Origin of the sequence: Bradyrhizobium sp. JR4.3 (genome assembly GCF_040547695.1) — a bacterium.
In the GTDB taxonomy this organism is placed as follows: domain Bacteria; phylum Pseudomonadota; class Alphaproteobacteria; order Rhizobiales; family Xanthobacteraceae; genus Bradyrhizobium; species Bradyrhizobium canariense.
On record NZ_JBEPQF010000006.1, the window covers coordinates 168719 to 194394 of the forward strand.

A 25676-nucleotide genomic window follows, 5' to 3' on the forward strand; every position below is an offset into this window, starting at 1 on the left:
TAGGAACGGCATGCCGTTGCTCTAGTTGTTTTTGCGACATCGAAAGCCGGATGAGTTCCTCCGGTCGATGTCGTGTCAACAACAGGAGACAGCATCATGACCGGCAAGATGCCACCTGTTCCGGCCGAGAACCAAAGCCCGAAGGGAACCGGCGACAGCAAGCAAGTGTCCTCGACTGCCCCGCACGGCCAGCAGCGTGCGCAAAATCCAGACCAGCAAGGGCAGCAGGGCAACATCAAGCAGAACACCACCAACCAAGGCTATCAGCAGGATCGCTGAGGAGGTGACATGTCGACATCCACCAAGACACCGAACAGCATCCGTCAGGGCGGACCTGGCGCTTCGCATGAGAATGCGAAGGCACCGCTCGAAGTGAAGAAGCCACCGGCGGACGACCCGCAGCGCAACCACAGCCGCGTCTCCGGCGGAGGTGGCGAGCACGATTCACACCACAGGCATGACGAGGCCGGAAAGGGCGGAGGCAGGTGAGGCATGACCAATAAGCAACCCAAACTCTACGCACCGACCGAAAAGGATCTGCACGAAAATCCCCTGATCGGCGGATCGAAGGGCGCAACGATGGCCGGTATCTCGCCTGAGGACCTCGAGGACGCCCTGGGCGAGAACACGATCGAAGGCGACGTCGAGAACGACGTGAACGCCACTGGCGGCATCGACAAGGACGTCGCGCGCAGTGGCACGCACCGACGAGACCGATAGCTCCGGAGGACGAGCATGCAAGGCAAGAAGACCCACGAGCAACAGGTTCGCATCCTCGAGCGCAAGCCGGATGTTCCAGACGCGCGAGAGCTTGACCAAGCCATCGGCCACAATCCGGAGGACACGGCCGTCCATCGCGCGCGACCCGAGGCGCGGCAGAGTGAATTTCCGGTGAGCCGGGGCGGCCTCAACCAGGAGAGCGACCACAACAAGCACAACGACACCGGCCAGAGCGGCCACAAGCCCCCGAAACCGACGCCGGCCCAGCAGAAGCACTGAGCCTCACGGGCGATCAAAGCAAGAGGAGAAAAAGATGCCAGGTGGTCATGGCAGCAAGACGCATTTCAGATCGGGCATGCACGGCAAGGGCGACGGCACCGGCGCCATGACGGACGTGTCCAAGGACAAGATCGGCGACAACATGGTCCTTTCGAACCGCGACAAGAAGCAGCATTCGGACATTCGCGGCATGGACGGCAAGTCGATCCAGACGGATCAATATCAGGATCACTCGGCCAACCGACTCGATGAGGAGCCGGGCAGCGACGAGACCTGAGAGCGGCGCTGCTTTCCGCTGAACTCGCGGACCGGTTTTCAGCCGGTCCGCTTTTTTGCCGGCCCGAGATCGCGCTCCCAGCCGAACACGGAGCGGCCGTCGAGATCGGGCGAGGCGGCACGCTCTCCGGCGATGAACGTATCGACGGATGGCCCGTGCGCGGTGCGCTCCAGCCGCCGCGCCTGGTCGTCGAGGCGCTTGATCGCCTGCATCTCTTCCTCGCGCCCGAGCTTTGCGTTCTGAATCGCTCCCTTCAGCACGCGAATGGTTTCGTCATAGACCTTGATTGGAACAGGGTAGGGATGCCGGTCCTTGCCGCCGTGGGCAAGCGAGAAGCGGGCGGGATCGTTGAAGCGGTAGGGCGCGCCGTGCACGACTTCGGCGACCATCGCCAGCGAACGCACCGTGCGCGCGCCAACGCCGGGCGTCAGCAGCAGCTCCGGAAAGTCGACCGGGCCGCGCTCGGCCGCGGCCGCGAGTGTGCCGTGCAGGCGGCGCGCGAACACATCTTTTGGCCGGACGTCGTGATGCGCGGGCATGATCAGGTGCGGCAGCATCGCCTGCGCGGGCTCTGGCGCAGTCCCGCTGAGCCGCTCGAATTCGGAAAGAATGCGATCGGGGCCGAGATCACTCAACAGTTCGAGCTGCGCGGAGCGCGAGATATCAGCGCGATGGTCGGTGAGGTTGACGATCTCGCCTTGCAGCGGCCCGTCGATCGCGCTGTGCGGTGAGTCGACAAAACTCTTCAGTGCCTCGGAATGCCAATGATAGCGGCGGGCCTGCCGCTTGTCGCCGTTCATGCCCTGCTGCACCACGGTCCATTTGGCGTCGGCGGTGACGAAGAATCCGTGCAGGTAGAGGTCAAAGCCGTCCTGGACCGCGGCGCTGTCAACCTTCGCAACGAGGCGACTCGCACGCGTGAGCATTGCGCCGTCGAAGCCGACGCGGTCGCCGAGCTGCATCAGTTCGTCCGGGGTCTTGCGCGAGTGCTGGCCGCGCCCGCCGCAGACGTAGATTCCGAGCTCATCCTGCAGCGGGCCCAAACCCCGCTTCAGCGCGCCAATCACCGACGTCGTGATGCCGGAGGAGTGCCAGTCCATTCCCATTACGGCGCCGAACGACTGGAACCAGAACGGGTGCGAGAGCCGCTGAAGGAATGCATCTCGTCCGTAGTGATGCACGATCGCCTGGGTGACGATCGCGCCGAGCGAAGACATGCGGGTGGCCAGCCAGGGTGGAACCCGGCCTGTGTGAAGGGGAAGATCGGCGCTGCCGGTCCGTCGAGTCATGATTGACCACAAATAGCGCAGTTCGGCGATGATTGCACCAGAGGGATGCTGCGTTGCACAGAGCGGGGGAGCGAACCACGCTGCGACGCGTTGAACGGCAAGCGCGAATGCAAATGCGGGGACTTTAATGAATCGGCAGACCCTTTTGGCCGACATCGACAGGATGTTCGGGTGGATACCGTCGTGGTTCATCGGCCTGTGTCTGGTCGTTGGCGCGATCCTGATGGCCCTGTCGATCTACCGTCTCGCGGTTTGGCTGTTCAACCGCGCGTTCGGAACCCGTCTCCCGCTCGTGACCGTGTTCATCGAGCGCACGGCGGGCCCTGCTCAGCTGGCCGTCTGTCTTGCCGCCGTGGCGTTGGTGCTGCCGCTCGCGCCGCTGGACGACGCCTTCCGCACGCCGCTGACGCGCCTGTTCGTCGTTGCTTTCATCGCGCTGATCGGCTGGATCTCGATCCGGATCGTGGATATGAGCGCGGCACGGTATCTCCTGAACTTTCGCGACGTCACCGAGAATTTCGTCGCGCGCAAGCACGTCACCCAGGTCCGCGTCTTCAAGCGCGTCACCGATATCATCATCGTCATCATCACGGTCTCGACGGCGCTGATGACATTCGACTCGGTCAGGCAATACGGCGTCAGCCTGTTCGCCTCCGCCGGAGCGGCCGGTATCATCGTCGGTCTTGCCGCCCGGCCGCTGCTGAGCAATCTGATCGCGGGCATGCAGATCGCGATCACACAGCCGATCCGCATCGAGGATGCCGTGATCATCGAGAACGAGTGGGGCTGGGTCGAGGACATCGCCTCGACCTATGTCGTGATCCGTCTGTGGGACTGGCGCCGCATGGTGGTGCCGCTGTCCTATTTCATCGAAAAACCATTCCAGAACTGGACCCGCGACACCGCGTCCCTGATCGGCGTGATCGCGCTCCACGTCGACTACCGCGCGGACGTTCCGCGGATCCGGCGCTGGCTGGAAGAAGCAGTGAAGGAGTCCAAGCTCTGGGACGGCGAGGTGGTCAATCTCCAGGTGATCGACGCGGATTCTCGCACCATCGAACTTCGCGCCCTCGTCAGCGCCAGGAACGCGCCGCAGTCCTGGGATTTGCGCTGCGAGATGAGGGAGAAGCTCATCGCCTTCATCCGCGACGAGATGCCGGAAGCGCTGCCGCGCGAGCGCGCGATCCTGATCCCGTCGGGGCGAGGCGACGATGACGCCGATTTCGTGCGGCGTCCCGCGCCGCCGGAGAAGAGGCGGGCGAGCGCACGCAATTGACCTACTCGCGCGCCGCCTTCGTCGCGCCGCGCAAGCCCGCTCGCTGCTGGATCGTGTCGAGCGCGTCGGTCCTCATGCGAAGCACCTCATTGCGCGCGGATGTCGGCGGCCTTCAGCACCGGCTCCCATTTGGTCGCCTCGGCATGCATGTAGGCGTCGAAATCCTTGGAGGAAGAGCCGACCGGGGCCGCGCCGATCTTGCCGAGCGTCGACAGTACGTTCGAGTCCTGCAACGCCGCCTTCAGATCGGTTTCGAGCTTCGCCACGATCTCCGGCGGCATTTTCGCGGGGCCAAGAACGCCCCACCAGACGGAGACGTCGTAACCCGGCACGCCCGACTCGGCGACAGTCGGAACATTGGGCAGCGCCTTCGAGCGTTCGGCCGAAGTCACCGCGAGCGCGCGCACCGGGCCGCCTTCGATCTGGCTGATGGCCTCCGCAAGTGGATTGATGCTGAGCGGGATGTCACCGGCGATTACGGCGGTCAGCGCGGGGGCGCCGCCCTTGTAGGGGATCGCAACGATCTTGGTGCCGGACATGTATTTCAATAGCTCACCGGCGAGATGCGCCGAGGTGCCGTTGCCCGACATGCCGTAGGAGAGCTTGTCAGGGTCCTTCTTCGCCGCAGCGAGGAGATCGCCGAGCGTCTTGTAGGGGCTGTCCTTGGCGACAACGATCGCGAGCGGTGAGGAGGCGACCTCGGCGATCGCGGTAAAATCCCTAAACGTGTCGTAGGGCACGCTCGGATAGATGAACTGATTGAGGGGATGACCGCTCGCGACCAGGATCAGCGTGTATCCGTCGGGGGCGGCTTGCGTCAGGGCCTGCGAGGCGACGATGCCGCCGGCGCCGGGACGGTTGTCGATCACCGGCTGCTGGCCCCAGGTTTTCGCCAATGCCTGTGCGAGCGTGCGCGCGAGCACGTCGACCGCGCCACCGGCGGCATAAGGGACAAGGATGTGAACCGGCTTGCTCGGATAGTTGTCGGCGGCCTCGGCGCCGCCGCCTCCCAGCAGCAGACCGGCACCCAGCATCAAGCTGCCGATCTTCTTGTTCAAACCCAGCATTTCCAGCACTCCTTGCGGGCGTCTGCGCGCGGACCGTCGGTCTTTCGAGCCGTCCGGACGCTGCCCACGGTTTTTGTTGACGAGACCTGATCTTTTGTACGATAGTACAAATCACATGATACGCAACCCCACCAGCAGGGAAACGGCCCGCAAGCCGAACATGCGCGAGGCTATCCTCGCCGCGGCCGAGGAGCTGTTCGCCACCAACGGCTTCAACGCCGTGTCGGTCCGCGATATCGCACAGGCCGCCGGCGCCAATCCCGGCAGCGTCACCTATCATTTCAAGACCAAGGACGGCCTGCTGCTGGAGATCTATCGGCGCCATTGCGGGCCAATGAATTTGCGCCGTTCCGAGCTGCTCGCGGCCGCCAAACGCGTGCGCGATCTCCAGGACCGGCTCGAAGCGGTGGTGCGGGCCTATGTCGTGCCGGCCTTCACCTCGGGCAGCGATCTTGCCGGGGGCGGAGCGCGGTTCACGCGGCTGCGCGCGGTGATGTCTGCGGAGGGCAATGAGGTCGCGCGGAAAATCATCGCGCAGACTTTTGACGACACCAGCCACGCCTTCATCGACGCGATCCACGAAAGCCTGCCGCACGTTCCGCGCACCGACATCGTCTGGCGCAGCCACTTCCTGCTCGGCGCGCTCTATTATTCGCTGGTGACGCCGGATCGCGTCTCGCGCCTGTCGCGCGGCGAGGCCGACGGCAGCGATGCCGCAAGCGCCATCGAGCAATTGGTGCAAGCCACCGTGGCCGCGTTCCAGGCGCCGGCGCTCGATCAGGCTGCACCGGCACGGCGACGACCGGTCGTCAGCAGCAAGACTTGAACACTCGGTCTCGTTCGGCGGTTTATCCGATGGCAATGATGTACACACCGACCATCCCGCCGCCCGATCCGAACACGCGCACGCCGAAGTTCAAGCTGCCGAAGCTGGCTTGCGATGCGCATTGCCACATCTTCGGGCCCGGCGCGACATACCCTTACGCGCCGGACCGTTCCTACACGCCGCCCGATGCGCCGCTCGCCGATTTCCGCGCGCTACATGCCAAGCTTGGCGTCGGACGTGCCGTCATCGTCAATGCCAGTGTGCACGGCACCGACAACACGGTGGCGCTCGACGCCATCGCGCAGAGCAACGGCGCCTATCGCGCGGTTGCCAATATCGATGACACCATCACGGAGCGCGGGCTCCGCGTGCTGCACGAGGGCGGCTTCCGCGGCTGCCGCTTCAATTTCGTCCGCCATCTCGGCGGCGTTCCCGACAAGCGTGTGTTCGACCGCATCGTCGCGATGGTCGCGCCGCTCGGCTGGCACATCGACCTGCATTTCGACGCGATCGATCTGCCTGAATATGCGGACATGCTGACAAGGCTGCCGCTGAGCTACACGATCGACCATATGGGACGGGTGAAGGCGTCCGAAGGGCTCGATCAGCTTCCGTTCAAGATCCTGATCGAGCTGATGCAGCGCGACGAGAAGTGTTGGGTCAAGATCTGCGGATCGGAGCGGGTGTCATCGGCCGGTCCGCCGTTCACCGACGCCGTGCCATTCGCGCGAAAGATCGTCGAGACCGCGCCCGACCGCGTCATCTGGGGCACCGATTGGCCACATCCCAACGTCAAGGCGATGCCGAACGACGGCGACCTCGTCGACCTGATCCCGCTGTTCGCGCTGGAGCCGGAGTATCAGCAGAAGATCCTCGTCGATAATCCAGCGCGCCTGTTCGAGTTCGACCAATGACGGCGCTGGCGATCGACAAGCCGCGCGGCCGCGCCTGGTGGAAGGAGCTCTGGATCCAGGTGCTCATCGCCATGGCCGCCGGCGTCGCGCTTGGGATCGTCAATCCCGAGGCGGGCGCCAGGATGCAGCCTTTGGGCGACGCCTTCATCAAGGCGATCCGGATGCTGATCGCACCGATCATCTTCTGCACGGTCGTCCATGGCATTGCCCATATGGCCGACATGGCGCGGGTGGGCCGCGTCGCGGTCAAGGCGATCGTCTATTTCGAGATCATGACCACGATTGCGCTGATCATTGGCCTTGTTGCGGTGAACTTGCTCAAGCCCGGCGTCGGCATGAACATCGATCCAGCCACCATCAATGCCAGCGCGATCGAACCCTATGTCAAGCAGACCGGCGTGATCGGCTTCGTGCCGTTCCTGATGAACATCGTGCCCGCGACGTTCATTGGCGCCTTTGCTGAGGGCAACATCCTCCAGGTGCTCTTCATCGCCGTACTGTGCGGATTTGCGCTGGTGCAGCTCGGCGAGCGCGCCGCGCCGCTGGTCTATCTCATCGACATCGCCGCCAAAATGGTATTCACCGTCGTCGGCTTCGTGATGTGGGCGGCGCCGATCGGCGCCTTTGGCGCCATCGCCTTCACGGTCGGCAAGTTCGGCGTCGGATCGCTGGCCTCCCTCGGCAAACTCCTCGGCGGCTTTTATCTCACCTGCGTGATCTTCATCGTCGTGGCGCTCGGTCCAGTCGCGCGGCTGTGCGGCTTCTCGCTGCTCAAGCTGATCCGCTACGTCTGGGAAGAGCTCTTGATCTGCATTGCCACGACATCGTCTGAGACGGTGCTGCCACGCATGCTGACCAAGCTGGAGAAGGCCGGCTGCGAGAAGAGCGTCGTTGGCCTGGTGATCCCGACCGGCTATTCCTTCAATCTCGACGGCACCTGCCTGTACCTGGCCGCCGCCTCGGTTTTCCTGGCGCAGGCGACCAACACGCCGCTCGGGCTCGCCGAGCAGATCGAGTTGCTTTTGATCCTGCTCGTGACCTCCAAGGGCGCGGCGGGAATCGCGGGCGCCGCCTTTGTCGTGCTGGCGGCAACGCTGTCCGCCACCGGCAGCATTCCGGTGACGAGCGTGGCGCTGGTGCTCGGCATCCATCGCTTAATGTCGCAGGGGTTGACGCCGACCAATCTGATCGGGAACGCGGTTGCGACGATCGCGATTGCCAAATGGGAAGGCGCGCTCGATGGCGACCGCCTCAGACGCGTGCTCGACGGCGAGGAACCCGCTGTCGCGGCTTGATGAACTTATGACGTTGACGAACAAAAGAGGGGAGTTTGTCCCATGAAAACAGGTCTCGTGATCACGGCCCATCCGGGCGATTTCGTCTGGCGCGCTGGAGGTGCCGTCGCGCTGCATGCGAAGAAGGGCTATCGCATGAAGATCGTCTGCTTGTCCTTCGGCGAGCGCGGCGAGAGCCAGTTCGCCTGGAAGGAGAAGGGCGCGACGCTGGAATCGGTCAAGGCCGGCCGCAAGGACGAGGCGGAGCGTGCTGCAAAACTGCTCGGCGCCGAGATCGAGTTCTTCGACTGCGGCGACTATCCGCTGAAGCTGACCGAGGCGCATTTCGACCGCATGGTCGACATCTACCGCGAGCTCAATCCGAGCTTCGTGCTGACGCATGCGCTGGAGGACCCCTATAATTTCGACCATCCGAACGCGGCGCATTTCGCGCAGGAAACCCGCGTGGTCGCGCAGGCCATGGGTCACAAGCCCGGAGCGCAGTACAAATATTCGGCGCCGCCGGTGTTCCTGTTCGAGCCGCACCAGCCGGAGCAATGCAATTACAAGCCGGACCTGCTTCTCAAGATCGACGAGGTCTGGAAGGAGAAGTACGAGGCGTTCCAGATCCTCGCTGCGCAGAAGCATCTCTGGGGCTATTACGAGCGCGTCGCGCTCAATCGTGGCATCCAGGGCAGCCGTAACACCGGCGTGCCGATGACCTATGGCGAGGCCTATCAGCGGCTGTTCCCGACGGTAGCGGAGGAGCTGGCATGAAGCCAGTCGTCGTTCGTAACATCAAGCGCGCCGATCCCGCCGCCGTGGCGGAGTACGGCGTCTCGACCGTGCACGAGGCCTATGGCCGGCTCGGCCTGATGAAGCCGTATCTGCGGCCAGTCTGGCCGGGCGCGGCGATCGCCGGTCCCGCCGTCACTGTGCTGGCGCAACCCGGCGACAACTGGATGATTCATGTCGCGGTCGAGCAGTGCAGGAAGGGCGACATTCTCGTCGTCGGCTGCACCACCGACAACACCGACGGCATGTTCGGCGAGCTGCTCGCAACCTCGCTGCAGGCGCGCGGCGTGCACGGGCTGATTATCGATGCCGGCTGCCGCGACGTCAAAGCGCTGCACGAGATGAAGTTTCCGGTGTGGTCGCGCGCGGTTTCGGCCAAGGGCACCGTGAAGGCCACGCTTGGCTCGGTCAATGTCCCCGTGGTCTGCGCCGGCGTCAACGTCGATCCCGGCGACATCGTCGTGGCCGATGACGACGGCGTCGTGGTCGTGCCGAAGCGCTACGCCGCCGAGGTCGCCGAGAAGGCGAAGAAGCGCAACGCCGACGAAGGCGGCAAGCGCAAGCGGCTGGCTTCGGGCGAGCTGGGCCTCGACATGTACAGCATGCGTGAGGCCTTGGCGAAAGCGGGGCTCGTTTACGTCGACGATCCCGAGGATGTCTGAGCGTAGTATTTTTTGAGCATGATCTATTCGGAAAACCGCTTCACACTTTTCCGGATCATGCTCTCGAGAAGCGGAGTGGGCCGATGGATCGTCTCAAGCTGAAGGCCGTGCTCGGCAGTCACCGCCATGTCGAGGCGGTGAAGAGCGGCGAGCTCCGCTCCGACCGCTTCGACCTCGACTTTATCGAATACACGCCGACCAACACTGCGTTCAAACCGATGGTGCGCGAGCAGGCCTTCGACGTCTGCGAGATGGCAATCGTCACCTATCTGATGGCGAAGGCGCATGGCAAGCCGCTGGTGCTGCTGCCTGCAGCCATGCTCGGCCGCTTTCAGCACTCCTACGCGCTCTATAATCCTGCGCGTGGAACGCTTGGGCCGTCCGATCTGGAAGGCAAGCGCATCGGCATCCGCTCCTTCACGACCACGACCGGAGCCTGGATCAGGGGCATCCTCGCCAACGACTACGGCGTCAACCTCGGCAAGATCCGCTGGGTCACCTTCGAGGATCCGCACGTCGCCGAATATGTCGACACCACCGAGCGCGCGCCGAAGGGCAAGAAGATCTTGCAGATGCTGCTCGACGGCGAGCTCGACGCCGTCCTCGGTGAGGCCTCGAGCGATCCGAAACTGAGGCCGCTGTTCCCCGATCCGGCCGCGGAAGCCGCCATATGGTACGCGCGCCGCGGCGTGGTCCCGGTCAACCATCTCGTGGTCGTGACCGAGCAGCTGGCGAAATCGCGTCCTGACGTGGTTTCGGGCGTCTATGATCTGCTCAAGCAAAACAAGGCGCAGGCGGGGCCTGCGGCAACGCCGGACCTTGTTCCGTTCGGAATCGAAGCGAACAGAAGGTCGCTGGAGCTGATCGTCGACTACGCGTTCCAGCAGGCGCTGATCCCGCGCCGCTATGCTGTCGAGGAGCTGTTCGACGCAACAACACGAGGACTGAACTGATGGCGGGCGATCCCAGGCGATGGCAGATCGGACTGGTCGGTTACGGCGAGGTCGGCAGGATCCTGGCCGAGGATTTGCGCCAGCAGGACATCACGGTCACAGCCTTTGACATCAAGCTCGGGGGCGAGCAGGGCGCACCGCTGATGGAGCATGCGGCGAAATTCGGTGTGGCGCTGGCGGCGTCTCACGCCGAGCTGGCCGCGAAGTCCGATTTCATCATCTCCGCGGTCACGGCGAGCCAGGCCGTCCCGGTGGCAGAGGCCTGCGCGGCCGCGATCAATCAAGGCACCTGGTTCCTGGATTTCAATTCGGCGTCTCCCGGCGCCAAGCAGTGCGCTGCCGCGCTGATCGATGGGGCCGCCGGACGTTATGTCGAGGGCGCGGTGATGACGTCGGTGCCGCCTTATCGCATCAAGGTGCCGTTGCTGCTCGGTGGTCCCGACGCCAGGGAACTCGAGCCGCTCTTGAACGCGATCGGTTTTGCGGCAAAGGTTGCGAGCGACAAGCTCGGGGTTTCCTCGGCGGTGAAGATGTGTCGCAGCATCATGATCAAGGGCCTGGAGGCCATGGTGATCGAGAGCTTCACCACCGCGCGCGCCTATGGCGTCGAGGATGCGGTACTGGCTTCGCTGGCGGAAACCTTTCCCACGATCGATTGGGAGAAGCAGGGCGCTTATTGCTTCCAGCGCGTGATCGAGCATGGCCGCCGCCGCGCCGAGGAAGTACGCGAGGTCGCCGAGACCGTGCGTGAAGCGGGGCTGACGCCGTGGTCCGCGCAGGGCACCGCCGAGCGGCAGGCCTGGGTGGCGGACCTCGCCGATGAGGGCCTGTTCGGAACGAAAGGCACCAAGGAGTTCGCCTGCAGCGCTGATTGGCGCACCGAGGCGGACCGAATCCTGGCGAAGATCAATCGCGAGAGCTAGGGTGGCTCCTGCTCAGGACTTTGCCGTGCGAGAGCCAGTGAGCTCGTCGCGGGCGCGTTCGATCAACGCCATCAGGTCTTCCGTCTTGCGGGCCAGCCGATCGTTCGCGGCTTCGGTCCGGAATTCTGCGCGGATCGATCGAATACACTTGTCGGCGGTATCGAGCGTCAGGAGCATGCGCGTCAGGTCATCCTGTGTCCGGACGCCCGCCAGATCGAGGTCCGACAGGACGTGCCCGATGCCGTCGAGCCGCTTCAGGGCGGCCTCGCTTGGCGTTCTCGTTCGAATGGAGTGAGTGTCGATGCTGCTGAATGCGCTGAACATGTCGATGCTTCCCCGTTGAATGCAGACTTCAGTGCAGGCCCTACTATTGGCCGGTACCGCGGGACTTGCAATGCGCGCAGCTATCGAGAATCAGCAAGAATCTACTATCCGGGAATCTACCGGATTTGGAATTGCGGAACGATCAGCGGTAACATCGAACGGAAGCTGCTCGGTAATAAGCTGCCCTTCAATGCAGATATGCATTGAGAGCGGATCAGGAACCAGGGCGAAATAGAGTGGGCCGTTGCCATGCAAAAGTCTGTCGGCCGCTCTTGAAGCCCATCACGATATCCGGCAGCTCGGCGATGGCGAAGCGGCTGTCTTGCGTGTCGAGCACAACGAGATCGGCCGGATTCCCAACCTCGATGCCGTAATCCCCGAGGTTCATCAGCCGCGCCGGCAGCTCGGTCACGAGATCAAGGCAGGTATCGAAGTCGTTGACCGAGGCATGCGCGACGTTGGCGTAGAAATTCGCCATTCGCAGCAGTGAGGCATCACCGAACGGCGTGAAGGGATTGAGCACGTTGTTGGTCGCGATCGAGCACAGCACGCCGTCGCCGGCGAGCTTGTGGACGAGCGTCAGCCCGCGTGGCACGTTGTGGGTCGCCTCGCGCCCCATCAAATAGAGATCGGTTGCCGGCAGCACGGTGACGGCTACGCCGGCCTTCTCCAGTTGCGCAGTGGCGGCCCTCAGCCGCTCCGGTGGCAGTGCGGAGAGCTTCGTCGCATGGCCGATTGCCACGCGGCCCCCGTAGTTGCGCCGCTCGGTCTGCCGGCAGACCTCGTCGAGGTGCCACCAGGAGGGATTGAGATCAAAATCGAGATGGAGATCGACGTCCACGTCGAACGCCTCGGCGAGGTCGAAGATGCGTGCGAGATGGGCGTTCGGATCGGTGTCCGTGTAAGGACAGCCGCCGATCACCGCGCCCCCATCGCGCAGCGCCTTGATCAGAAGCTCCTCGCTGCCGGGATCGTTGGTGAGGCCTTCCTGCGGAAAGACACAGAGCGACAGGTCGATCGCCCAGGCATAGTCACGCTTCAGCGCCTTCACCGCCTCGAATCCGCGCAAGCCGATGCGCGGATCGATCTCGACGTGGGTTCGCATGCGCGTGGTGCCGTGGACGATGGCACGTTCGAGCACCCGGGCGCCGCGCGCGTAGACGTCCTCGACCGAGAAATCCTTCTTCATCCCGGAGACGGCGCGGATCGCTTCGGAGACGCTGCCGTGATCATGCCCGCAGCGGCCGAGCAGGCAGGCCTTATCGAGGTGGATGTGGCTGTCGACGAAGCCGGGCAGGGCGAGACGCCCTCCGACATCGACCTCAACGGCCTCGCAGGCGAGCGTCGGTTCGATGGCGGTGATCCGGCCGCGCGTGACGCCGATGTCCATCGGGTCGGCGGCACCACGCAGCAAGGCGTTGCGAAAGATTAGGTCAAAGGCGGGTTGCGTTGTCATGGCTCTTGGGGAAGGAATTTAGTGCATTCGGCCGCGTTTGGCGGCTCCAGATTGTCGGCAGTGTAGCGACGGAAATGTTCAAAATATATGCACGTATTCCCCGAGAGCGGCGGTAGTATTCCGCAACCCCGGGAGAATGAGCCATGTCCGCTACCGCAAAAGCCGAAGCCGGTCCGTCGTCCGACGCCGAGATCGTTGAAGCCTATCTCACGGCGTCGATGATCCCCGATCCGGACGCCGCGGCGGCCTATATGGCGCCGGGCACGGTGATCACCTTTACCGGCGGGCGCGAGTTCGATCATCCGCGGGGCCCGACCGGGTTCAACGCCAAGCGCTACCGCTGGGTCAAGAAGAAGATGGATCGGTTCGACGTCTGCCCCGGCGACGGCGAGACCGTGGTCTATAGCGTCGGCACGCTCTACGGCGAATGGATGGATGGGACCGCGTTCGAGGGCAACCGCTACGTCGACCGCTTCGTGGTCCGGAATGGCCAGATCACCAAGATGGATGTCTGGAACGACAGCGCCGAGCGGATCCTGGTCCAGCGCGGTATCGATGCGTAAGCGCCATCCTGGCGCTTGAGCTGCCCTGACTCCACAGAGACAAACGGCCGGTCACCATATCGCAAGCCGCGATAGCTGATAGATGCAAGCTCGTGTGGCGGCTGTCGCGGGCCTGCGCTATCAAGGGAGCGATTGCTGCGCCCGGCATGGAGGCGCGAGCCTCCTCGAGGAGTTCCCAATGCGTTTACCCACTGTTGTCCTGGCCTTCACATGCCTTGCAACTGCCGCCTCCGCCGAAGACCTGTCGGGTACGCTTCAGAAAGTCAAAGAGACCAAGAAGATCACGCTGGGCTATCAGGAGGCCTCGGTCCCGTTCAGCTATCTCGATGGCAACCAGAAGCCGGTCGGCTTTGCCATGGATATCTGCCTCAGGATCGTGGATGCCGTGAAGAAACAGCTTGGTATGCCCGACATCGCCGTCGACACCATCGCCGTGACGTCGTCGAACCGGATTCCGCTGATGGTCAACGGGACGCTCGACCTGCATTGCTCGGCGACCACCAACAATGCCGATCGCCAGAAGCAGGTCGCCTTCACCAACACGCACTTTCTCAGCGCGACGCGATTTGCGGCCAAGAAAGCCGCGAAGATCAACACCATCGACGATCTCAAGGGCAAAGCGGTGACGGCGGTGGCTGGCTCGGTCAATTTGACGCAGCTCGCCAAGGTCAACACCGAGCGCAATCTCGGCATCAACGTGATGCCGGCCAAGGGCCAGGCCGAGGCCTTCCTGTTGCTGGAAACCGACCGCGCCCAGGCCTACGCGCTCGACGACGTGCAGCTCGCGGTCGCGATCGCGCGCTCGAAGGAGCCGCAGCTGTTCATGATCAGCGAGGAGACGTTCTCGAAGCCCGAGCCTTACGGGATCATGCTGCGGCGGGAGGACGCGCCGTTCAAGGCGCTCGCCGACCGCGCCACCGCGGAGCTATACGCCAGCCAGGAGATCGAGGTCCTCTACAAGAAGTGGCTGGAATCGCCGACGCCGCCGAACGGCCTCAACTACAACGTCCCGATGTCGGGCGCCTTGCGCAACGCCTTCAAGAAGCCGAGCTCCAGCTTCGATCCGGATGTGTACGTGGTGAACTGAGGCGAGGGCGCCAAGGCGCTGGTTGCAATCGGCTGCTTGTCATTGTGCCCTCGCCCCTTGCGGGAGAGGGCATCTCCGCTGGTTGATGCACGCTCACTCGGGTGAGGGGTCTGTCTCCGCGGATAGATACCCCTCATCCGGCGCTTCGCGCCACCTTCTCCCGCAAGGGGAGAAGGGAAGATGGCACTGTGCTTCCGGCGAGTGCAGTGTTTTACGCGTTCGAATATTTCTTCAGCTCGAACCGCGCGATCTGGTTCCTGTGGACCTCGTCCGGGCCGTCGGCGAGACGCAGCAAGCGCGCGGTCGCGTAGGCCTGCGTCAATCCGAAATCGTTCGACGTGCCGCCGCCGCCATGGGCCTGGATCGCCCAGTCGATGATCTGGCAGGCCATGTTGGGCACAGCGACCTTGATCATCGCGATCTCGGCTTTCGCCACCTTGTTGCCGACGGTATCCATCGCGTGGGCGGCGTTGAGCGTCAGCAACCGGGCCTGCTCGATCATGATGCGGGCTTCAGCGATTCGCTCCTGCGTCACCGTCTGCTCGGAAACCGGCCTGCCGAAGGCGACGCGGCTGCGCACCCGGCGGCACATCTTCTCCAGTGTGCGCTCGGAGAGCCCGATCAGCCGCATGCAATGGTGGATGCGGCCGGGGCCGAGGCGTCCCTGCGCGATTTCGAAACCGCGGCCCTCGCCGAGCAGCATGTTCTCCTTGGGCACGCGCACATCGGTGAAGACGACCTCGGAGGCACGGTCGGGCACGCCGTAGAAGCCGAACACGGGCAGGGGACGCTTGACCTCGACGCCCGCTGTGTCCATCGGCACCAGGATCATGGATTGCTGCTTGTGGCGGTCCGCATTGTCAGGATCGGTCTTGCCCATGAAGATGCAGATCTTGCAGCGCGGGTCGGTCGCGTTGGTGGTGTACCATTTGCGGCCGTTGATGACGTAATGGTCGCCGTCGCGGACGATCGAGCTTTCGATGTTGGTCGCATCGGACGATGCGACGGCGGGCTCGGTCATGGCGAAGCAGGAGCGGATTTCGCCAGCGAGCAGCGGCTTCAGCCAGCGCTCCTTGTCGTTCTCCGTGCCATAGCGCTCCAGCACCTCCATGTTGCCGGTATCGGGCGCCGAACAGTTGAAGACTTCGGGCGCGAGATGCGAGCGGCCCATGACTTCGCAGAGCGGGGCATATTCGAGGTTGGTGAGGCCCGCACCGTAGCCGGAGTCCGGCAGGAACAGATTCCAGAGGCCTTCAGCGCGCGCCAGCGGCTTCAGCTCCTCGACGACCGGATAGACCTTCCAGGGGCCCAGCTCCTCCGCCTCGCGATAAAAACGTTCCTCGTTCGGATAGATGTGCCGGTCCATGAAACTTTCGAGCCTGCGCTTGAGCTCAACGATTTTGGGGGACATCGAGTAGAGCATCTTTGGTCTCCTCAATCGATGGACAGGCCGGTGCGCAATCGGCTCAGGCGACGCGATACTCTTTGAATTTCTCGCGCAGCGCGGATTTGAGCACCTTGCCGGTGCCGGTCATCGGGAACTCGTCCATGAACTCGACGGCGTCGGGCATCCACCAGCTCGCGATCTTGGGGCGCATGTGGTCGAGTAGCGTCTTGCCGTCGACGGTCGTGCCCTTCTTGCGGACGACGAGGAGCAGAGGCCGCTCCTGCCATTTCTCATGGTTGATCGCGACCACGGCGGCTTGCAGCACATCGGGGTGAGACAAGGCGACGTCCTCGAGCTGGATCGAGGAGATCCATTCGCCTCCGGACTTGATTACATCCTTGGAGCGGTCGGTCAGCGTGACGTGGCCCTGTGGGTCGATCACGGCCATGTCGCCGGTGATCAGCCAGCTGTCGCGGTCGAGGCCTTCGTCGAGTTTCATGTAGCCGGACGCAACCCACGGTCCCCGCGCGCGCAGATGGCCGACGCTCTTGCCGTCGCGCGGCAGCTCGTTGCCGCCGTCGTCGACGATGCGCAAGGCGGTGCCGAAACAGGCGCGGCCGGACACCTGGCGGCGGTCGAACCTCTCCTTGTCGTCGAGATGCTCGGAGCCCGGCCGCAGGCCAGGCATCGAGCAGCCCAAGGCTTCGGTCATGCCCCAGGCCTGGACGTAGTCGACGTCGTACTCGCGCTTGAGCTTCTCGACCATTGCGCGCGGCGGTGCCGAGCCTGACGACAATGTTGCACGAAGTGTCGAGAACCTGTTGCCGGTGCGCCCTAACCAGTCGAGCAGGATCAGCCAGAAGCTCGGCACGCCCGCGGACAGCGTCACCCTCTCGCCTTCGAGCAATTCGTAGAGCTTGTCCGGCTCGTAATTGCGGCCGGGCAGCACCAGCTTCGAGCCGGTATAGGGCGCGGTGAACGGCATGTTCCAACCGTTGCCGTGGAACAGCGGCGCCATCGGCATCATCACCTCGCGCACGCCTTCCAGGTGCCCGGGCAGGAAGTCGAAATTGCAGGAGACCATGGTCTGCAGGATCGCGGCGCGGTGCGAATAGATTACGCCCTTCGGATTGCCGGTGGTGCCGGAGGTGTAGCAGATCGTGGACGCCGACTTTTCGTCGAACTCCGGCCAGACGAAGCCGGCGTCGTGCTCGTTCTCCAGCAGGTCCTCGTAGCAATGGACGTTGGCAAGCCTGGTCTCCGGCATCCGCTCGCGCGAGGACATCACGACATAGGCTTCGATCGATGTGAGCTGCGGCGCGATTGCCTCCACGATCGGCAGCGTGGCGCGGTCGATGAACAGCAGGCGGTCCTCGGCGTGATTGACGATGTAGACGAGTTGTTCGGGAAACAGCCGCGGGTTGACGGTGTGCAACACGTAGCCCATGCCCGGCGCGGCATAGAACATCTCGAAGTGACGGTGCGTATTCCAGGCCAGCGTGCCGACCCTGTCGCCGGGCATCATGCCGAGCCTCTTGAGGGCCAATGCCATGCGCTTGATGCGCGGATGGGCGTCGGCATAGGTGTAGCGATGGATGTCGCCCTCGATCTCGCGGGCGACGACCTCGGCCTCGCCGTGATAATCGGCCGCATACTGGATCAGGCCGCTGATCAGGAGCGGCATGTCCATCATCAATCCCTGCATCGTCTCCTCCGGACCGCCATGTCGTTGCATGGCGTGCGCTTGTGATGTGCGCTTGAGGTTAGCGGAACGCCACGCGACGTTCACGTAAAAAGCGAGGGACGTGATTGCATGCGTCTCTTTTTCAGGGCTAAGTGATGCGAGCTGCCGGCGAAGCAGTTTCCGCCCCGGAGGAAATGAATGTCAGCGGAAAGACACAAGACCGGTGCAGCCGGCGAATCTACACTCGACATTGACGCACTCCGTGCGCGCTATCGCGACGAGCGCGATCGGCGCCTGCGCGCCGAAGGCAAGGCGCAATATGTCGAGATGACCGGCGAGTTCGGGCGCTATCTCGACGATCCCTGGGCCAATTCCGGATTCGCGCGCGAGGCCGTCAGCGAACAGAACGAGGTGCTCATCGTCGGCGGCGGCTTCGGCGGCCTTCTGTGTGGCGCGCGACTGCGCGAAGCCGGCATCGATGATTTCCGGGTCGTGGAAAAGGCCGCCGATTTCGGCGGCACCTGGTACTGGAATCGCTACCCTGGTGCGGCCTGCGATACCGAGAGCTACATTTACCTGCCGTTGCTGGAAGAGACCGGCTACATGCCGGTGCGCAAATATGCGCGAGCACCCGAGATCTACGAACATTCGCGCCGCATCGGCCGTCACTTCGGCCTCTATGAGCGCGCTCTGTTTCAGACCGTCATCACGCGCATGGAATGGCAGGAGTACGAGGCACGCTGGCTGGTCGAGACCGATCGCGGTGATTGCATCGGCGCGCGCTTCGTCATCCTCGCTGGCGGCCCGTTGAGCCGTCCGAAGCTGCCGGGTATTCCCGGCATCGAAAGCTTCAGAGGACACAGCTTCCACACCAGCCGCTGGGATTACGCCTACACCGGAGGCACGGCCGAAGGTGGTCTGACCGGTCTTGGCGACAAGCGCGTCGGGATCATTGGCACCGGCGCCACCGCCGTGCAATGCGTGCCGCATCTCGGCCGCTCGGCCAAGGAGCTCTACGTCTTCCAACGTACGCCGTCGGCGATCGGCGTGCGCGACGACCGCCCGACGGATCAGAGCTGGGCGCAGGGGCTCAGGCCTGGCTGGCAGCGCGAACGCATGGACAATTTCACCGCCGTGATCTCGGGCGAGCCATTCGAACAGGATCTGGTGCAGGACGGCTGGACCGGCCTGCTCGGCGAGATCCTGCTGGCGCCGCGCCGCCAGCCCCAGCCGGTGACCTCGATCGAGGAGGCGCTCAAGGTCATCGAGCAGGCTGATTATCGCAAGATGGAAGAGATCCGGGCGCGCGTCGATGCGATCGTCAAGGATGAGATGACTGCTTCGGCGTTAAAGCCCTGGTACAAGGCCTTCTGCAAGCGGCCGTGTTTCCACGACGAATATCTCGACACGTTCAATCGTCCCAATGTGCATCTCGTCGATACCAGGGGACAGGGCGTCGATCGCATCACCGAGAATGCCGTCGTGGTCGACGGCCACGCCTACGAACTCGACTGCCTGATCTATGCCAGCGGTTTCGAAGTCGGTACCGATTACGCCCGTCGTATGGGCTTCGAGATTTATGGACGCGATGGCACGCGCCTGTCCGAGCGCTGGCGCGACGGCATCAAGACGATGCATGGCTTCTACAGCCGCGGCTTCCCGAACTGCTTCCTGATCGTCATGGTGCAGGCCGGCCAGAGCGCCAACTTTCCGCACATCATCGACGAGCAGTCGCAGCACATCGCCTATGTGATCGCCGAGGCGCGCAAGCGCAAAGCGCGGACGCTGGAGCCGACGCTCGATGCCGAGAACGCCTGGGTCGAGGAGGTGGTCAAAGCCGCGCTCGGCCGCCAGACCTATCTCGCTGAATGCACGCCCGGCTACTACAACAATGAAGGCGTGTTCGATCCGATCGCGGCGAGAAACAGCCAGTATTGGCGCGGGCCGGTGGCATTCCTGCGGCTGCTCGACAAGTGGCGTAAGGAGGGCAATTTGGACGGACTGGAACTGTCGTATGATCACGCCATGGAGTCGGCGCCTTCGTCCGGGTAAGCTCGGGCATTGGATCGCGCCAGAGAGAGGACATCGAGATGATCAGGGGCAGAACTGTGGCGGGGGCGGTTTTTGGGGCGATGACGCTGCTCGGCTGCCTGGCGCCCGCCGCCCACGCCGCGCAATGCGGCAGCTCGTCGGCAGGCTTCGAGACCTGGAAGCGCGAGTTCAGTGCGGAAGCGCAGGGCAAGGGCATCGGCCAGACCGCGCTCGCGGCGCTGATGCAGACCAATTACGCGAGTGCCACCATCGCGGCCGACCGCGGCCAGCGCAGCTTCTCGCTGTCGCTCGACCAGTTCCTCGCCAAGCGCGGCGCCACCACCATCGTCGCCAAGGGGCGTCAGCTCAAGAACTCGCAGGCCGCCTTGTTCGCCTCGATCCAGCAGCGCTATGGCGTCCCGCCGGGGCCGCTGATCGCGATCTGGGGCATGGAGACCGGATTCGGCAGCCAGCGCGGCAACCAGAACATGCTCTCCTCGATTGCGACGCTCGCCTATGACTGCCGCCGTCCCGAATTCTTCACCGAGCAGCTCTATGCGGCGCTGAAGCTGATCGATCGCGGCACGCTGTCGGGGGCAACCCGCGGCTCGATGCACGGCGAAGTCGGTCAGACCCAGTTCATGCCCAAGAACATCCTGGCCTACGGCACCGGCAATCTCGAAGTTGCCGCCAATGCGCTGAACTCGACAGCGAATTTCCTGAAAGCCCATGGCTGGCGTGCCGGAGCGGGTTACCAGCCGGGCGAGCCGAATTTCGCCGCCATCGAAGCCTGGAATGCCGCCGGCGTTTATCAGAAGGCGATCGCCCTGATGGGACGGCAGATCGATGAGGGCGGAGGTACGGCCGCCTCGCGCTGACCAGAGCCCCGTTTCGAACGGGGCTCTGGCTCCTTGTTTTGGCGCGTTTTCCTTAGGCGAACCGGCATCCACTTCGCTTGGACACGCTCCTGCTCAGCAAGGCGTGATGCGCGGGCAAGAGAAAGTTGTTGCCAACTGGAACCGACGGCACGAGGTTTGCTTTGATCGAACAGGGCTGGGCATGAGGAGACTCAACATGGCAACCCAGATCGTGATGGACCAGACTGGCGACACGCGCCACGAGTTTGATCCTGGCAATGCCGAAGCGCTGGCTCGGGCCGAGCGGCGCTTTCGGGAGCTGACCGGAGCGGGCTTCACCGCCGCGCTGCGAACCGGACCTGGCGAAGTCACCCGGATCCGATCGTTTGACCCGACCGCGCAGGAAACGCTGTTCTATCCCCGCCTGGTCGGCGGTTGATCTGAGCTGCTCATGATCGCGGCAGTCTGGCTCCGCGCGCCGGCGCGTGCGCGTTTGCATGCGCTACGCGAACTCTATCGGCGCTTCTTCGGCGAGAACACGCCGGATGCCCGGGGTCGCCGGCTCCTGGCCGAATGGCTGTCACCGGCGCAGCGCGCGCAATTCGAGCAGTACCGGCATTTCGATGTCGTCGGCTGCGATACCGGCAAGACGTATCGCATCCATTATGGCACCGCCGCAAATGTCCATGAGATCGACGCGGCCGGAAATGCGACGATGGGGTGGTGCTTCGTCCCGTCAGGCTTTCTCGTCCCCGGCGACGTCATGCTCGCACAGAAGATCGCGCTCGAGACCGACGAAAGGGGAGCTCTCGCGCTCGCCAACAGGTTTCCGCCGGCAACACATTCGGAGCACTTCTACCGGCGGCCGTTCTAGGGTGGGCCTATCAGTGCCTATCAGTAATGTGTGGTGCGATAGGCATCTACCGCGTGCGCTGCAAAAACGCCGACGCTGCAAAGCGCAAGCAAGGCCGAGATCAGTTCGATCATAGCTCGTCCTCCTGCAGCGGTAGGGCGACGAGGTGCTGACAGCAGGAGTAATCCCAGATCAGGTCGAGGAAGAATTGCATGATGGCCGTCCCTGTATGATTTTGACAACTAGATAACCGGCCATCTGTTTCAGGCGTGTTTCGTCGCATCTGGAAACGGGTTTCTTGGGGGAGCCCCAGGCTGGTTTGTGCGCTGCGGAGCCGCTACATCCCGCTCTTGCTCAACCCTGTTAGCCGCGAGGCGGCGCATCACATTGCGAGGCGAAATCATGGCGCAGGTCGAGTGGTTCGACGATCTCACCATTGGAATGCAGTTCAAATCCCCCGAAGTTCACGTCACCGAGGCCGACATCAAGCGGTTCGCGGCCGAGTTCGATCCGCAGCCGATGCATCTCGACCATGAAGCCGCCAAGCGGACCCTGTTCAGGGGTCTCGCTGCCTCGGGATGGCACACCGCCGCGATTGCCATGAGCCTCGCGATCCAGACCCGCCCCTTCGGCCCGCATCCGCTGATCGGCGCCGGCGTCGACGGGCTGCGCTGGACCATCCCGGTACGGCCCGATGACCGCCTGCATCTGGTCGGGGAGGTCATCAGCCTCACGCCGTCGAAGTCGAAGCCGCAGGGCATCGCGCTGGTGAAATGGACCATGTTCAACCAGAACGGCGAGGAGGTTTACACCTTCACCCCGATCGCGATCGTGCCGCGGCGGGAGTAGGGCAGGGTCGGCGCCCTACGCAGCCGCCCGAAGCCCTTGCGGGTCACCGGCAGAGGTGGTCATCTCGGTCCGGGGAACACGCTGGAGGCTGACATGAAACGATCTCTTCTCGCCGCCGGGTTGCTGGCCGGCGCCTTGAGCGCAGTCGCTTTGACCGCAAGACCGGTGCAGGCGCAACAATCCAAAGTCGGCGACTGGACCATCGAGAAGCGCACGCAGGACGCACATTGCAATGCGAGCCGCGGCTACAAGGACAAGGAAGACGAGAACCGGGACTACGTCATCGTCATCACCTATTCCGAGAAGGCGATCGTCATCGTCATGATCTATGACGGCTGGGAGTGGGACAAGGCGGGCGAGATCCTCCGAGCCGATGTCGGAACCGATGACGCCGATATCATGAAGAAGGCCAAGTGGGAGGTCATGGACAAGACCACCGTGCGCGGCATTTTCGAATACGATCAGTCCATGATGGACCGGCTGTCCAGGGCCAAGCGTCTCTCGCTCGATTTCGAGGACGATGACGACGACAGCATCGAGATACAGGTGCCGCGTGCCGGTGAAGCGCTGGCGGCGCTGAAATTCTGCGAGGAGAATCGCAAGTAGGTTGCCGGGGCCGGATGCGAGGCCGGCGGGATCGGTGGCGAAAGGGTTCTGCAGCGCGACCGGCGCCTGACGCATCGCACACGTGACTCATCGCACACAGTCCGCGCGCTGTTCGCATTTATCCTAGTCTTTGGCGAAAACGTCCAAGCCGCATCCTGCGGTTGACGTTACGCAAGGACGATGTTCGATATTCCAGCATTTCGTTGCAACGTTTTCTCCGCGTCGAAGGCGGCGATTGACCGGCCCGTCTCCTCCGCCTGGCCCCGGATCGCGATCTCTCTCTCGCGCGCGAGCCATACGCAGATTGCATCGTCCGGCCGATGACAATCCTCCACGCAAATCGATTTTCGTCCCTCGTCGGCGAGATCTACGACGCGGCGGTCGATCCCGCGTTGCGCAGCGGGGTGCTGGAACAGGTTTCGCATTTCGTCGGCGGATGTGCCGCGACCATCCTGTCCAGGGACAGAGCCCGGCTCTCGATCGAGATCCACGAGCATTTTGGCACCGAATCCCGCTTCCGCCAGCTTTATCGCGACCGATATGTGGAGCTGGACCCTCTGCTGGATCGTCATCTCACGCTCGCGGCGGAGCAGACGATCGGCGTCGCCGACATCATGACTCAGGCGGATTTCCTGGCAACGAGCTTCTATCGCGAGTGGGTGGAACCACAAGGAGCGATTGACCTTGCAACCGTCGCGCTCGAGAAGTCGGAGACACGCACCACGATCCTGCAGGTGTTGCGCCACCGCTCGCGCGGACTCGTTGACGAGCCGATGCGCGAGCGCATGCGGCTGCTCGCTCCGCACCTCCAGCGTTCCAGAATCATGGGCCGGCAGATCAGGGCACGCTCGCATACCGTGGACGACCTTGCCGATGTCCTCGATGGGCTGAGCACGGCGATCTGCCTGCTCGACGCAGATGGCCGGGTCGTGCATGCCAACGCAGCATCCCGCGGGCTGTTCGCCGATGCCAGCCTGCTCGCAATGGTCGGTGACCGGATCGTGGCCCGCAACACCCAGACGGACAAAATATTCCGCGGCCTGTGCGAAATCGATGCGGGCAACGAAACTCGTTCCGCTGCCCGCCGTCAGATCGAGCTTGCGACATCAGTTGATGGGCAGCACTATCTGCTCCACGCTTTTCCCTTGAAGCGCGATCGCACTCCATCGCGAGATGCTGCAGCCACGGTGCTGTTCGTTCAGAAGGCATCGGCGGCGACATGGCTCGCAGCCGATGCGATCGCTGCGGCCTTCAGGCTGACACCGTCCGAATTGCGCGTATTGATGGCAATTATCGAGATTGGCGGCGTTCCCGACATTGCGGCAAAGCTCGGCATCGCCGAAACGACCGTGAAGACGCATCTCGGCCGCCTGTTCGAGAAGACTGGCGCCGGCAGGCAGGCCGACTTGGTCAAGATTGCCACCGGCTTTGCCGTTCCATTCGCGCATCGCACGAACGACGGTGACGATGCCTTGTGATTTATTTCACATGGTTCGCCGGCTATGTGCCGCAATCTCAATCCATTGTGATGAGCCAAGCTCCGGTGTCCTCCGAATGCAGGACGCGAGTCATTTGAGACTTTCGTATATCGCGTTCTAGAAAAGTGAAGAGCAGCGAGCGCCGGCGAAGAGATGCCGCGACAGCGTCGAACGCGAGTGTGAGGAAACGACAGCGCGCGGCCGGACCTGCTCGTCGGTTGGAGGATTGCAGTGACCCAGTTTGATTTTTCCGTTATCAATGTTTCAACGAACGAAATTCCCGAAAACGAGCGTATCCCGCTGCTTCGCGATTTCTACTGTCGCGGGGTGTTGAAGGCGGAGGTCGAGGTGAGGGAAGGAAAGCCGTTCGCGGCGAGCTTCACGTCCCACGTCTTGCCGGAAGCCCAATTGCTGATCGGAGGATTGTGCGGAGCGCGGATCATTCGCACCAAGCACCTGATTGCCGATGGCGATGATAGTCTGGCCCTGATCGTGAATCGATCCGGCGTGCTTGGGATATCCGAGCGAGGGCACGATCTGAGCCTCCGTGCCGGAGAGGCTGTCCTGACGAGCGCGGAGGACGTCACGACGTTCGAGCGATTGTCGCTGGGTAGCTGTTTCTCGCTGCGTGTGCCGAGACGCGTGCTGGCGCCGATGATCGTGGATGTCGATGACGCCGTGATGCGGGTCATGCCGGAGAGTTCAACGGGACTTCGGCTGCTGGTCGATTACGCGGTGACGCTGGTACGGGAGAAGGCATTCGCGATGCCCAATTTGCGCAAGCTCGGGGTCGGGCATCTGCACGATCTTCTGGCAATCGTCCTCGGTGCCACCAACGAGCCGCGGGAGCTGGCCGGGCGGCGCGGCGTCAAGGCGGCACGGCTGCAGAAGGCCAAAGTCTCCATCGCCAACAATTGCTGGCGGCAGGACTTGTCGGTGGCCACGGTTGCCCAGGAACTCGGCGTGACGCCGCGTTATCTCCAGCGCCTGTTCGAGGCCGACGGCAAGACGTTCTCGTCCTTCCTGATCGAACAACGCGTCAAGCGTGCGCATCGCATGTTGCGCGAACCCGGACACGCCGAGCGGACGGTCAGCTCGATCGCCTACGATGTCGGTTTCGGCGATCTCTCCTATTTCAACCGCTGCTTCCGGCGGACTTATGGCGCCACGCCCAGTGACGTCAGGAGCCGCGAGATGTCGTGAACGCGCGCGATTGAATGTCAGGTCAAATGCCGATTGGAGACGG

The 25676-nt window shown here is 63.4% G+C and carries 29 protein-coding genes; 23 read left to right on the forward strand and 6 right to left on the reverse strand.

The genetic code is table 11. The features are described 5' to 3' along the window. The first annotated feature begins 96 nt into the window (after window positions 1-96). From ABIB91_RS12730 to ABIB91_RS12750, 5 genes are read left to right on the forward strand one after another with little or no spacing between them, the layout of a single operon-like run. The gene (locus tag ABIB91_RS12730; protein ID WP_007592434.1) at window positions 97-279 is read left to right on the forward strand and encodes a hypothetical protein; all 183 of its coding nucleotides are present in this window, start codon (window positions 97-99) and stop codon (window positions 277-279) included. Window positions 280-288: 9 nt separating this feature from the next. Then, window positions 289-489, forward strand: coding sequence for a hypothetical protein (locus ABIB91_RS12735; RefSeq protein ID WP_007592432.1), 201 nt, complete (start codon window positions 289-291; stop codon window positions 487-489). A 3-nt stretch (window positions 490-492) separates the two neighbouring features. Then, window positions 493-720 (forward strand): hypothetical protein, encoded by a 228-nt coding sequence (locus tag ABIB91_RS12740; RefSeq protein ID WP_219682579.1) that lies wholly within the window; start codon window positions 493-495, stop codon window positions 718-720. 15 nt (window positions 721-735) lie between these two features. After that, window positions 736-999: a hypothetical protein gene (locus ABIB91_RS12745; RefSeq protein ID WP_035992883.1), complete on the forward strand. Its 264-nt coding sequence runs from the start codon at window positions 736-738 to the stop codon at window positions 997-999. 34 nt (window positions 1000-1033) lie between these two features. Continuing rightward, window positions 1034-1276 carry a hypothetical protein gene (locus ABIB91_RS12750; protein ID WP_007592431.1) on the forward strand — a complete coding sequence of 81 codons (243 nt, stop codon included), beginning with the start codon at window positions 1034-1036 and terminating at the stop codon, window positions 1274-1276. A 38-nt stretch (window positions 1277-1314) separates the two neighbouring features. On the opposite strand, the gene ABIB91_RS12755 is transcribed toward ABIB91_RS12750, so the two are convergent. Beyond that, window positions 1315-2565, reverse strand: coding sequence for a DUF763 domain-containing protein (locus ABIB91_RS12755; RefSeq protein ID WP_354161264.1), 1251 nt, complete (start codon window positions 2563-2565; stop codon window positions 1315-1317). Between the two features lie 127 nt (window positions 2566-2692). On the opposite strand from ABIB91_RS12755, the gene ABIB91_RS12760 reads away from it, so the two are divergent. Further along, window positions 2693-3841: a mechanosensitive ion channel family protein gene (locus tag ABIB91_RS12760; RefSeq protein WP_354161267.1), complete on the forward strand. Its 1149-nt coding sequence runs from the start codon at window positions 2693-2695 to the stop codon at window positions 3839-3841. Window positions 3842-3927: 86 nt separating this feature from the next. Here ABIB91_RS12760 and ABIB91_RS12765 read toward each other — a convergent pair whose 3' ends face one another. After that, window positions 3928-4908, reverse strand: a complete 981-nt coding sequence (locus ABIB91_RS12765) for a tripartite tricarboxylate transporter substrate binding protein (RefSeq protein ID WP_354161270.1) — start codon at window positions 4906-4908, stop codon at window positions 3928-3930. Between the two features lie 115 nt (window positions 4909-5023). Here ABIB91_RS12765 and ABIB91_RS12770 point away from each other — a divergent pair, with 115 nt between their 5' ends. From ABIB91_RS12770 to ABIB91_RS12800, 7 genes are all read left to right on the forward strand, one after another. After that, entirely contained in the window at window positions 5024-5734 is a 711-nt protein-coding gene (locus ABIB91_RS12770; protein WP_354161273.1) for a TetR/AcrR family transcriptional regulator, read from the forward strand. Between the two features lie 29 nt (window positions 5735-5763). Continuing rightward, window positions 5764-6648 carry an amidohydrolase family protein gene (locus ABIB91_RS12775; protein ID WP_354161276.1) on the forward strand — a complete coding sequence of 295 codons (885 nt, stop codon included), beginning with the start codon at window positions 5764-5766 and terminating at the stop codon, window positions 6646-6648. Further along, the gene (gene dctA / locus ABIB91_RS12780; protein ID WP_354161279.1) at window positions 6645-7943 is read left to right on the forward strand and encodes a C4-dicarboxylate transporter DctA; all 1299 of its coding nucleotides are present in this window, start codon (window positions 6645-6647) and stop codon (window positions 7941-7943) included. Before ABIB91_RS12775 ends, dctA begins: the two co-directional genes overlap by 4 nt. Window positions 7944-7985: 42 nt before the next feature. Further along, entirely contained in the window at window positions 7986-8699 is a 714-nt protein-coding gene (locus ABIB91_RS12785; protein ID WP_354161282.1) for a PIG-L deacetylase family protein, read from the forward strand. Further along, complete coding sequence (locus tag ABIB91_RS12790; RefSeq protein WP_354161285.1) at window positions 8696-9379, forward strand: 4-carboxy-4-hydroxy-2-oxoadipate aldolase/oxaloacetate decarboxylase; 684 nt, start codon at window positions 8696-8698, stop codon at window positions 9377-9379. Before ABIB91_RS12785 ends, ABIB91_RS12790 begins: the two co-directional genes overlap by 4 nt. Window positions 9380-9462: 83 nt before the next feature. Beyond that, window positions 9463-10332: a substrate-binding domain-containing protein gene (locus ABIB91_RS12795; RefSeq protein WP_354161288.1), complete on the forward strand. Its 870-nt coding sequence runs from the start codon at window positions 9463-9465 to the stop codon at window positions 10330-10332. After that, window positions 10332-11255 (forward strand): DUF1932 domain-containing protein, encoded by a 924-nt coding sequence (locus tag ABIB91_RS12800; RefSeq protein ID WP_354161291.1) that lies wholly within the window; start codon window positions 10332-10334, stop codon window positions 11253-11255. Before ABIB91_RS12795 ends, ABIB91_RS12800 begins: the two co-directional genes overlap by 1 nt. Window positions 11256-11267: 12 nt before the next feature. Here ABIB91_RS12800 and ABIB91_RS12805 read toward each other — a convergent pair whose 3' ends face one another. Next, window positions 11268-11579, reverse strand: coding sequence for a hypothetical protein (locus tag ABIB91_RS12805; protein ID WP_354161294.1), 312 nt, complete (start codon window positions 11577-11579; stop codon window positions 11268-11270). Between the two features lie 214 nt (window positions 11580-11793). After that, on the reverse strand, window positions 11794-13035 hold the full coding sequence (locus tag ABIB91_RS12810) for an amidohydrolase family protein (RefSeq protein WP_354161297.1): 1242 nt from the start codon (window positions 13033-13035) through the stop codon (window positions 11794-11796). Between the two features lie 143 nt (window positions 13036-13178). Here ABIB91_RS12810 and ABIB91_RS12815 point away from each other — a divergent pair, with 143 nt between their 5' ends. Both ABIB91_RS12815 and ABIB91_RS12820 read left to right on the forward strand, forming a co-directional pair. Further along, window positions 13179-13598, forward strand: coding sequence for a nuclear transport factor 2 family protein (locus ABIB91_RS12815; protein ID WP_354127875.1), 420 nt, complete (start codon window positions 13179-13181; stop codon window positions 13596-13598). Window positions 13599-13776: 178 nt separating this feature from the next. Beyond that, window positions 13777-14685 carry an amino acid ABC transporter substrate-binding protein gene (locus ABIB91_RS12820; RefSeq protein ID WP_354161300.1) on the forward strand — a complete coding sequence of 303 codons (909 nt, stop codon included), beginning with the start codon at window positions 13777-13779 and terminating at the stop codon, window positions 14683-14685. A gap of 211 nt (window positions 14686-14896) precedes the next feature. On the opposite strand, the gene ABIB91_RS12825 is transcribed toward ABIB91_RS12820, so the two are convergent. After that, window positions 14897-16108 carry an acyl-CoA dehydrogenase family protein gene (locus ABIB91_RS12825; protein ID WP_354127877.1) on the reverse strand — a complete coding sequence of 404 codons (1212 nt, stop codon included), beginning with the start codon at window positions 16106-16108 and terminating at the stop codon, window positions 14897-14899. A 43-nt stretch (window positions 16109-16151) separates the two neighbouring features. Then, the gene (locus ABIB91_RS12830; protein WP_354161303.1) at window positions 16152-17777 is read right to left on the reverse strand and encodes a long-chain fatty acid--CoA ligase; all 1626 of its coding nucleotides are present in this window, start codon (window positions 17775-17777) and stop codon (window positions 16152-16154) included. 177 nt (window positions 17778-17954) lie between these two features. Between ABIB91_RS12830 and ABIB91_RS12835 the strand changes: the two genes are divergently transcribed. From ABIB91_RS12835 to ABIB91_RS12870, 8 genes are all read left to right on the forward strand, one after another. Continuing rightward, window positions 17955-19808: a flavin-containing monooxygenase gene (locus tag ABIB91_RS12835; protein ID WP_354161306.1), complete on the forward strand. Its 1854-nt coding sequence runs from the start codon at window positions 17955-17957 to the stop codon at window positions 19806-19808. A gap of 38 nt (window positions 19809-19846) precedes the next feature. Next, window positions 19847-20665 carry a lytic murein transglycosylase gene (locus ABIB91_RS12840; RefSeq protein WP_354161309.1) on the forward strand — a complete coding sequence of 273 codons (819 nt, stop codon included), beginning with the start codon at window positions 19847-19849 and terminating at the stop codon, window positions 20663-20665. A gap of 196 nt (window positions 20666-20861) precedes the next feature. Beyond that, window positions 20862-21083 (forward strand): hypothetical protein, encoded by a 222-nt coding sequence (locus ABIB91_RS12845; RefSeq protein WP_007592399.1) that lies wholly within the window; start codon window positions 20862-20864, stop codon window positions 21081-21083. Window positions 21084-21095: 12 nt separating this feature from the next. Beyond that, complete coding sequence (locus ABIB91_RS12850) at window positions 21096-21518, forward strand: hypothetical protein (protein ID WP_007592397.1); 423 nt, start codon at window positions 21096-21098, stop codon at window positions 21516-21518. A gap of 381 nt (window positions 21519-21899) precedes the next feature. Continuing rightward, window positions 21900-22346, forward strand: coding sequence for a MaoC family dehydratase (locus ABIB91_RS12855; protein WP_354161313.1), 447 nt, complete (start codon window positions 21900-21902; stop codon window positions 22344-22346). 93 nt (window positions 22347-22439) lie between these two features. Then, complete coding sequence (locus ABIB91_RS12860) at window positions 22440-22952, forward strand: hypothetical protein (protein ID WP_354161316.1); 513 nt, start codon at window positions 22440-22442, stop codon at window positions 22950-22952. A 320-nt stretch (window positions 22953-23272) separates the two neighbouring features. Then, complete coding sequence (locus tag ABIB91_RS12865) at window positions 23273-24430, forward strand: helix-turn-helix transcriptional regulator (protein WP_354161319.1); 1158 nt, start codon at window positions 23273-23275, stop codon at window positions 24428-24430. A gap of 231 nt (window positions 24431-24661) precedes the next feature. Continuing rightward, entirely contained in the window at window positions 24662-25633 is a 972-nt protein-coding gene (locus ABIB91_RS12870; protein WP_007592387.1) for a helix-turn-helix transcriptional regulator, read from the forward strand. Window positions 25634-25676 lie beyond the last annotated feature (43 nt).

Excerpts from the sequence above, each read along its gene's own strand:
- dctA (WP_354161279.1), top strand. The coding sequence starts at position 6,645 with ATGACGGCGCTGGCGATCGACAAGCCGCGCGGCCGCGCCTGGTGGAAG.
- ABIB91_RS12850 (WP_007592397.1), top strand. The coding sequence starts at position 21,096 with ATGATCGCGGCAGTCTGGCTCCGCGCGCCGGCGCGTGCGCGTTTGCAT.
- ABIB91_RS12785 (WP_354161282.1), top strand. The coding sequence starts at position 7,986 with ATGAAAACAGGTCTCGTGATCACGGCCCATCCGGGCGATTTCGTCTGG.
- ABIB91_RS12770 (WP_354161273.1), top strand. The coding sequence starts at position 5,024 with ATGATACGCAACCCCACCAGCAGGGAAACGGCCCGCAAGCCGAACATG.
- ABIB91_RS12735 (WP_007592432.1), top strand. The coding sequence starts at position 289 with ATGTCGACATCCACCAAGACACCGAACAGCATCCGTCAGGGCGGACCT.
- ABIB91_RS12730 (WP_007592434.1), top strand. The coding sequence starts at position 97 with ATGACCGGCAAGATGCCACCTGTTCCGGCCGAGAACCAAAGCCCGAAG.
- ABIB91_RS12745 (WP_035992883.1), top strand. The coding sequence starts at position 736 with ATGCAAGGCAAGAAGACCCACGAGCAACAGGTTCGCATCCTCGAGCGC.
- ABIB91_RS12765 (WP_354161270.1), bottom strand. The coding sequence starts at position 4,908 with ATGCTGGGTTTGAACAAGAAGATCGGCAGCTTGATGCTGGGTGCCGGT.
- ABIB91_RS12840 (WP_354161309.1), top strand. The coding sequence starts at position 19,847 with ATGATCAGGGGCAGAACTGTGGCGGGGGCGGTTTTTGGGGCGATGACG.
- ABIB91_RS12760 (WP_354161267.1), top strand. The coding sequence starts at position 2,693 with ATGAATCGGCAGACCCTTTTGGCCGACATCGACAGGATGTTCGGGTGG.
- ABIB91_RS12860 (WP_354161316.1), top strand. The coding sequence starts at position 22,440 with ATGAAACGATCTCTTCTCGCCGCCGGGTTGCTGGCCGGCGCCTTGAGC.
- ABIB91_RS12835 (WP_354161306.1), top strand. The coding sequence starts at position 17,955 with ATGTCAGCGGAAAGACACAAGACCGGTGCAGCCGGCGAATCTACACTC.
- ABIB91_RS12795 (WP_354161288.1), top strand. The coding sequence starts at position 9,463 with ATGGATCGTCTCAAGCTGAAGGCCGTGCTCGGCAGTCACCGCCATGTC.
- ABIB91_RS12845 (WP_007592399.1), top strand. The coding sequence starts at position 20,862 with ATGGCAACCCAGATCGTGATGGACCAGACTGGCGACACGCGCCACGAG.
- ABIB91_RS12815 (WP_354127875.1), top strand. The coding sequence starts at position 13,179 with ATGTCCGCTACCGCAAAAGCCGAAGCCGGTCCGTCGTCCGACGCCGAG.
- ABIB91_RS12830 (WP_354161303.1), bottom strand. The coding sequence starts at position 17,777 with ATGCAGGGATTGATGATGGACATGCCGCTCCTGATCAGCGGCCTGATC.
- ABIB91_RS12740 (WP_219682579.1), top strand. The coding sequence starts at position 493 with ATGACCAATAAGCAACCCAAACTCTACGCACCGACCGAAAAGGATCTG.
- ABIB91_RS12800 (WP_354161291.1), top strand. The coding sequence starts at position 10,332 with ATGGCGGGCGATCCCAGGCGATGGCAGATCGGACTGGTCGGTTACGGC.
- ABIB91_RS12810 (WP_354161297.1), bottom strand. The coding sequence starts at position 13,035 with ATGACAACGCAACCCGCCTTTGACCTAATCTTTCGCAACGCCTTGCTG.
- ABIB91_RS12750 (WP_007592431.1), top strand. The coding sequence starts at position 1,034 with ATGCCAGGTGGTCATGGCAGCAAGACGCATTTCAGATCGGGCATGCAC.
- ABIB91_RS12805 (WP_354161294.1), bottom strand. The coding sequence starts at position 11,579 with ATGTTCAGCGCATTCAGCAGCATCGACACTCACTCCATTCGAACGAGA.
- ABIB91_RS12865 (WP_354161319.1), top strand. The coding sequence starts at position 23,273 with ATGACAATCCTCCACGCAAATCGATTTTCGTCCCTCGTCGGCGAGATC.
- ABIB91_RS12825 (WP_354127877.1), bottom strand. The coding sequence starts at position 16,108 with ATGCTCTACTCGATGTCCCCCAAAATCGTTGAGCTCAAGCGCAGGCTC.
- ABIB91_RS12775 (WP_354161276.1), top strand. The coding sequence starts at position 5,764 with ATGGCAATGATGTACACACCGACCATCCCGCCGCCCGATCCGAACACG.
- ABIB91_RS12755 (WP_354161264.1), bottom strand. The coding sequence starts at position 2,565 with ATGACTCGACGGACCGGCAGCGCCGATCTTCCCCTTCACACAGGCCGG.
- ABIB91_RS12855 (WP_354161313.1), top strand. The coding sequence starts at position 21,900 with ATGGCGCAGGTCGAGTGGTTCGACGATCTCACCATTGGAATGCAGTTC.
- ABIB91_RS12820 (WP_354161300.1), top strand. The coding sequence starts at position 13,777 with ATGCGTTTACCCACTGTTGTCCTGGCCTTCACATGCCTTGCAACTGCC.
- ABIB91_RS12790 (WP_354161285.1), top strand. The coding sequence starts at position 8,696 with ATGAAGCCAGTCGTCGTTCGTAACATCAAGCGCGCCGATCCCGCCGCC.